Origin of the sequence: Aeromonas sp., from assembly GCF_050633025.1 — a bacterium.
Taxonomy (GTDB): Bacteria; Pseudomonadota; Gammaproteobacteria; order Enterobacterales; family Aeromonadaceae; genus Aeromonas.
Window position 1 is genome coordinate 1 of sequence record NZ_JBODRQ010000187.1, and the last position, 4913, is coordinate 4913.

Here is a 4913-nt window from a genome sequence, read left to right on the forward strand (position 1 = left end):
ATTATTCCAACCATAAGGATTTGCAGCATGACCCTACCGATCCGCAAGACCCTGCTCGCCGCCGTCGTCGGCCTGACCCTCTCCCCCATGGCCATGGCGCTGCCCAACGTGCACATTCTGGCGACCGGTGGCACCATTGCCGGGGCAGGCCAGTCGGCTACCCAGTCCAACTACGAGGCAGGCAAGGTGGCCATCGAAACCCTGATCGCCGCCGTTCCCGAGATGAAGAACGTCGCTGACGTGCAGGGTGAGCAGGTGGTGAAGATCGGCTCCCAGGATATGAACGACGAGGTGTGGCTCAAGCTAGCCAAGCGGGTCAACGAGCTGCTGGCCAAGGATGACGTGGATGGCATTGTCATTACCCACGGCACCGACACCATGGAAGAGACCGCCTACTTCCTCAATCTGACCGTCAAGAGCGACAAGCCGGTGGTGCTGGTCGGCGCCATGCGCCCTTCCACCGCCATGAGTGCCGATGGCCCGCTCAACCTCTACAACGCCGTGGTGACCGCCTCCGACCCCGCCTCCAAGGGCCGTGGCGTGATGGTAGCGATGAACGACACCGTGCTGGATGCCCGCGACGTCACCAAGACCAACACCACAGGCGTGCAGACCTTCGCCTCCCCCAACTTTGGCCCGCTCGGTTACATCCACAACGGCAAGATCGACTATCAGCGCAGCCCGGCCCGTCTGCACACCAGCAAGACGCCGTTTGACGTGAGCAAGCTCGACAAGCTGCCGCAAGTGGGCATCGTCTACAGCTACGCCAACGCCACCGACTTGCCTGCCAAGGCGATGGTGGATGCCAAGTTCGATGGCATCGTCAGTGCCGGAGTGGGTAACGGCAACCTTTACCACACCCTGTTCGATACCCTGGCCAAGGCGAGCAAGGACGGCATTCGTGTCGTGCGCTCCGCCCGCGTGCCGACCGGAGCCACCACACTGGATGCCGAGATCGATGATGCCAAGTACGGCTTCGTGGCCGCCGAGACCCTCAACCCGCAAAAGGCGCGGGTATTGCTGATGCTCTCCCTGACCCAGAGCAAGGATCCGGCCCAGATCCAGCGCTGGTTCCAGCAGTTCTGATAACGGTTGTCTGACAAGTGATAAGCAAGGGCGGGGCTTCCCGCCCTTTTCCATCCTGCCATGCCACTTCGCCAAGCACCCGCCTCGCCCATTACGCCGTTTGGCGGGGTCGTCGTTCCCTTTTCCGGCCATCTTTTTCAGCCACCGCAGAGCGCTGTCATCAAATTAGCGAGCCGGATCACCCGCTTTGACAAGCGCATCGCCGCCAAATTCATTACACTGCCAGCGATCTTATCCACTCAAGGAGTGCTGTTGCTGTATGGAAATATTGATCCTGCTGGGATTGATTTTGCTTAATGGCGTCTTCGCCATGTCAGAAATCGCCATCGTCACCGCACGCAAGGCTCGTCTCGGCAAGCTTGCCTCTGAGGGCAACCGCTCAGCCGCCATTGCCCTCAAACTGGGCGAAGACCCGACCCATTTTCTCTCTGCCGTCCAGATCGGCATTACCAGCATAGGTCTGCTCAACGGTATCTACGGCGAATCCCTGCTGGCCCAGCCCTTCTCCCTCTGGTTGCAGGAGTGGGGGCTCCCGGCCAAGAGTAGTGGCCTGATCGCTACCATCATCGTGGTGGTGGTGGTTACTTACCTCTCCATCGTGGTGGGGGAGCTGGTACCCAAGCGGCTGGGCCAGCTCAGCGCAGAGCGCATCGCCTGTCTGGTGGCCCGACCCATGCACTGGCTCGCCACCCTGACCCGCCCCTTCGTCTGGCTGCTGTCGACCTCCACCAACACAACCCTGCAGCTGTTGCGGGTTGACCAGAATGGCAACGCCAACGTCACCGAGGAGGAGATCCATGCCATGCTGGTCGAGGGATCGGAAGCCGGAGTGATCGAGGATCATGAGCACACCATGCTGCGCAACGTCTTCCGTCTCGATGAACGCAGCCTCTCCTCCCTGATGGTACCGCGCAGCGATATCCGCTATCTGGATCTGGCACTGCCGCTGGAGGCCAACCTGCAACGGCTGGAGGAGTATCGCCACAGCTTCTTCCCGGTCTGCGATGGCAGCCTGTCAGACCTGGTGGGGGTCATCAACGTCAGCAAGGTACTGCACGCCTACATCAAGGGGGAGCCCATCGATCTGGCTGCCCTGACCGAGGATTGCAGCCTGCTGCCCGAAACCCTCAACGGCGTCGAGCTGCTCAACCACTTCCGCACCCACAGCGAACAGATGGTGCTGGTGGTGGACGAATATGGCGAGCTGCAGGGGCTGGTTACCCAGCAGGATTTGCTGGAAGCGCTGGCGGGAGATTTCCAGCAGGAGGATGGCTGCGATAACTGGGCCTTCCAGCGCGCCGACGGCAGCTGGCTGCTCGATGGCCTGATCCCGCTACCGGAGTTGAAGGACTGTCTGGAGCTGGTTCGTCTGCCGGAAGAAGAAAAACATCACTATCACACCCTCGGAGGGCTTATCATGCTGCTCCTTGGTCGTGTTCCACAAACCGGCGATCTGGTAACACTGGAACAGTGGCAACTGGAAATTGTTGACATGGATGGTCTGCGCATCGACAAGGTGCTCGCCATGCCCTTGACCGATCAACCCAGCTAACCTGAGGAGTTTGCAAGTATGGAGCAGTTTTACCAACTGGCTCACGCCTTTATGAATCACGATCTGGACACACTTTCCGATCCCAGAATGGCCTTCATGATCTGTGGTGTGATTTTGACGTTTCTGATACTGGAAAACGGATTCATCCCTACCGCCTTTCTGCCCGGTGACAGCCTGTTGATCCTCACCGGCGTCCTCATCTATCAGGATGTACTCTCTCTCGGGGTGATCCCGCTGCTGATCATGGCCACCTTTGTCGGCACCTGGCTCGGTTACATGCAGGGGCGATTTCTTGGCCATACCCAGCTCTACCATCGGCTGATGTCCCATGTGGAAGAGCGACACCAGCAGAGGGTCTATCACCTGCTGGACAAGTACGGGATTATCACCCTGATCACCGCTCGCTATATCGCTTTCGTGCGTACCGCCTACCCCTATATCGTTGGCGCTACCGAGCTGCCACAGGGGCGCTTCCTCATCGTCAATCTAGTCAGCTCCATCATGTGGATCTGCCCGCTGGTCGGGTTTGGCTACTACCTGAGCCACACCAAGCTGGCAGCCGAATACCAGACCCAATTCTTCAACATCATCATCTATCTACCGGTGGTACTGCTGTTAGGCGGCATGGTGGCGCTGGTGTGGCGCTGGATCTGCAAACGCAAGGCTGCACGGCTGCGGGATTGATCCTGCATACGACACCTGACCCCAAAGCCCTCGCCAGAGGGCTTTTTTGATCGACTATTTGCGCAAATAGCAGAAATAGTCCCGCTCGGCCCTTGTCAAGCCAGGGTAAAAATGAGTGAATCTAGCGCCTTTTTTTGGATGGGAATGGAGTCGGTTGTATGTGGTGTCGTATTCGCGCAGCTGCGCTGGTTGTCGGGTTGATAGGAATGCTGGGATTGCCTGTGGTCAGCGCCACACCCAACCCAACCAAACTGGAAATACGCTCAAGCAGCGCCCTGGTCGTGGATGTAAAAACGGGCAAGACGCTCTACCAGAAGAATGCCACCAGGGTACGCCCCATCGCCTCCCTTACCAAGCTGATGACTGCGCTGGTGGTGCTGGACGCCAGACAGAACCTCAACCAGACCATCACGGTCGACAAGAACGATCTGGATCGGGTCAAACACACCCACTCCCGCATCCGCATGGGCACCAAGGTGACCCGTCGCGATGCCCTGCACCTGGCGCTGATGTCCTCCGAAAACCGGATGGCCTCGGCACTGGCACGTCACTATCCGGGCGGTCGCAGCGCCTTCGTGCGAGCCATGAACAACAAGGCCAGACAATTGGGAATGCGTAATACCCACTTCTACGACTCCACCGGCCTCTCCACCCGCAACGTCTCCACCGCCCAGGATCTCGGCAAGCTGGCCGCCGCCGCCTATCGTCAGCCGTTGATCCGCCAGTTCACTCAGGATGAGAACCGGGAGATGCGCTTCAGCGCCCCCGCCTACAGCCTGATGTTCAACAACACCAACCCGCTGGTGAAAAACCCGGATTGGGACGTACGCCTCTCCAAGACCGGCTTCACTGACGAAGCGGGCCGCTGTCTGGTGATGCGCGCCAAACCGGACAGCCGCGAACTTGCCATCGTACTGCTCAACTCGGTGGGCAAACGCACCCCCATCGGCGATGCCAACCGCATTCGCAAATGGTTGAAAAGCTGAGTAAATATCTCAACACAAAAGGATGCCGCGGCATCCTTTTTTATTGCCCGCAGAACGCCTCAGCAGGCTTTGCAGGATGTTGATAGCCAAACCCTGAGTGATGAGCTGCGCGGCATCTGCCGTTGCAACAGCAGGCATACAAGGCGCCTATAGATGAGGCAAAGGGTGGCAAGGGGTTACACCGTTCCGAAGGTCGCAACGCAATAACAGAAGGCGGCCAAAAAGAGGACAAGAACAGACTGGATGGGTGATCCGGCCACGATAACGCGAACACGGCTCCGTACCAAAAAGCTAAATCTCGCCCATAAAAAAAACAGCCCCGACCGAAGTCGAGGCTGCCTATATGGTGCGCCCGAGAGGATTCGAACCTCTGACCACCTGGTTCGTAGCCAGGTACTCTATCCAGCTGAGCTACGGGCGCTCACAAACTTTTGGTACTGCTTGAAATATGGTGCGCCCGAGAGGATTCGAACCTCTGACCACCTGGTTCGTAGCCAGGTACTCTATCCAGCTGAGCTACGGGCGCTCACAAACTTTTGGTACTGCTTGAAATATGGTGCGCCCGAGAGGATTCGAACCTCTGACCACCTGGTTCGTAGCCAGGT

At 58.5% G+C, this 4913-nt stretch carries 5 protein-coding genes and 2 tRNA genes; 5 read left to right on the forward strand and 2 right to left on the reverse strand.

What is annotated here, in order from left to right:
• The first annotated feature begins 27 nt into the window (after positions 1 to 27).
• The 5 genes from ansB to pbpG all read left to right on the forward strand — a co-directional run bounded on the left by ansB (position 28) and on the right by pbpG (position 4308).
• A complete protein-coding gene (ansB, locus tag ACRAUW_RS16735) occupies positions 28 to 1086 on the forward strand; it encodes an L-asparaginase 2 (RefSeq protein WP_320545466.1) in 1059 nt (352 codons plus the stop codon).
• A 60-nt stretch (positions 1087 to 1146) separates the two neighbouring features.
• Positions 1147 to 1383 carry a hypothetical protein gene (locus ACRAUW_RS16740; protein WP_431363182.1) on the forward strand — a complete coding sequence of 79 codons (237 nt, stop codon included), beginning with the start codon at positions 1147 to 1149 and terminating at the stop codon, positions 1381 to 1383.
• A complete protein-coding gene (locus ACRAUW_RS16745; RefSeq protein WP_431363183.1) occupies positions 1346 to 2638 on the forward strand; it encodes a hemolysin family protein in 1293 nt (430 codons plus the stop codon). The genes ACRAUW_RS16740 and ACRAUW_RS16745 overlap by 38 nt, the downstream gene beginning before the upstream one ends.
• Before the next feature lie 18 nt (positions 2639 to 2656).
• Positions 2657 to 3322 carry a DedA family protein gene (locus ACRAUW_RS16750; RefSeq protein ID WP_431363184.1) on the forward strand — a complete coding sequence of 222 codons (666 nt, stop codon included), beginning with the start codon at positions 2657 to 2659 and terminating at the stop codon, positions 3320 to 3322.
• Positions 3323 to 3480: 158 nt separating this feature from the next.
• Positions 3481 to 4308, forward strand: coding sequence for a D-alanyl-D-alanine endopeptidase (gene pbpG / locus ACRAUW_RS16755; protein ID WP_431363185.1), 828 nt, complete (start codon positions 3481 to 3483; stop codon positions 4306 to 4308).
• Between the two features lie 344 nt (positions 4309 to 4652).
• On the opposite strand, the gene ACRAUW_RS16760 is transcribed toward pbpG, so the two are convergent.
• Together ACRAUW_RS16760 and ACRAUW_RS16765 are read right to left on the reverse strand one after the other, a co-directional pair.
• Positions 4653 to 4729 (reverse strand) — tRNA-Arg (locus ACRAUW_RS16760).
• A 28-nt stretch (positions 4730 to 4757) separates the two neighbouring features.
• Positions 4758 to 4834, reverse strand: a tRNA-Arg gene (locus ACRAUW_RS16765).
• Between the last annotated feature and the right edge of the window lie 79 nt (positions 4835 to 4913).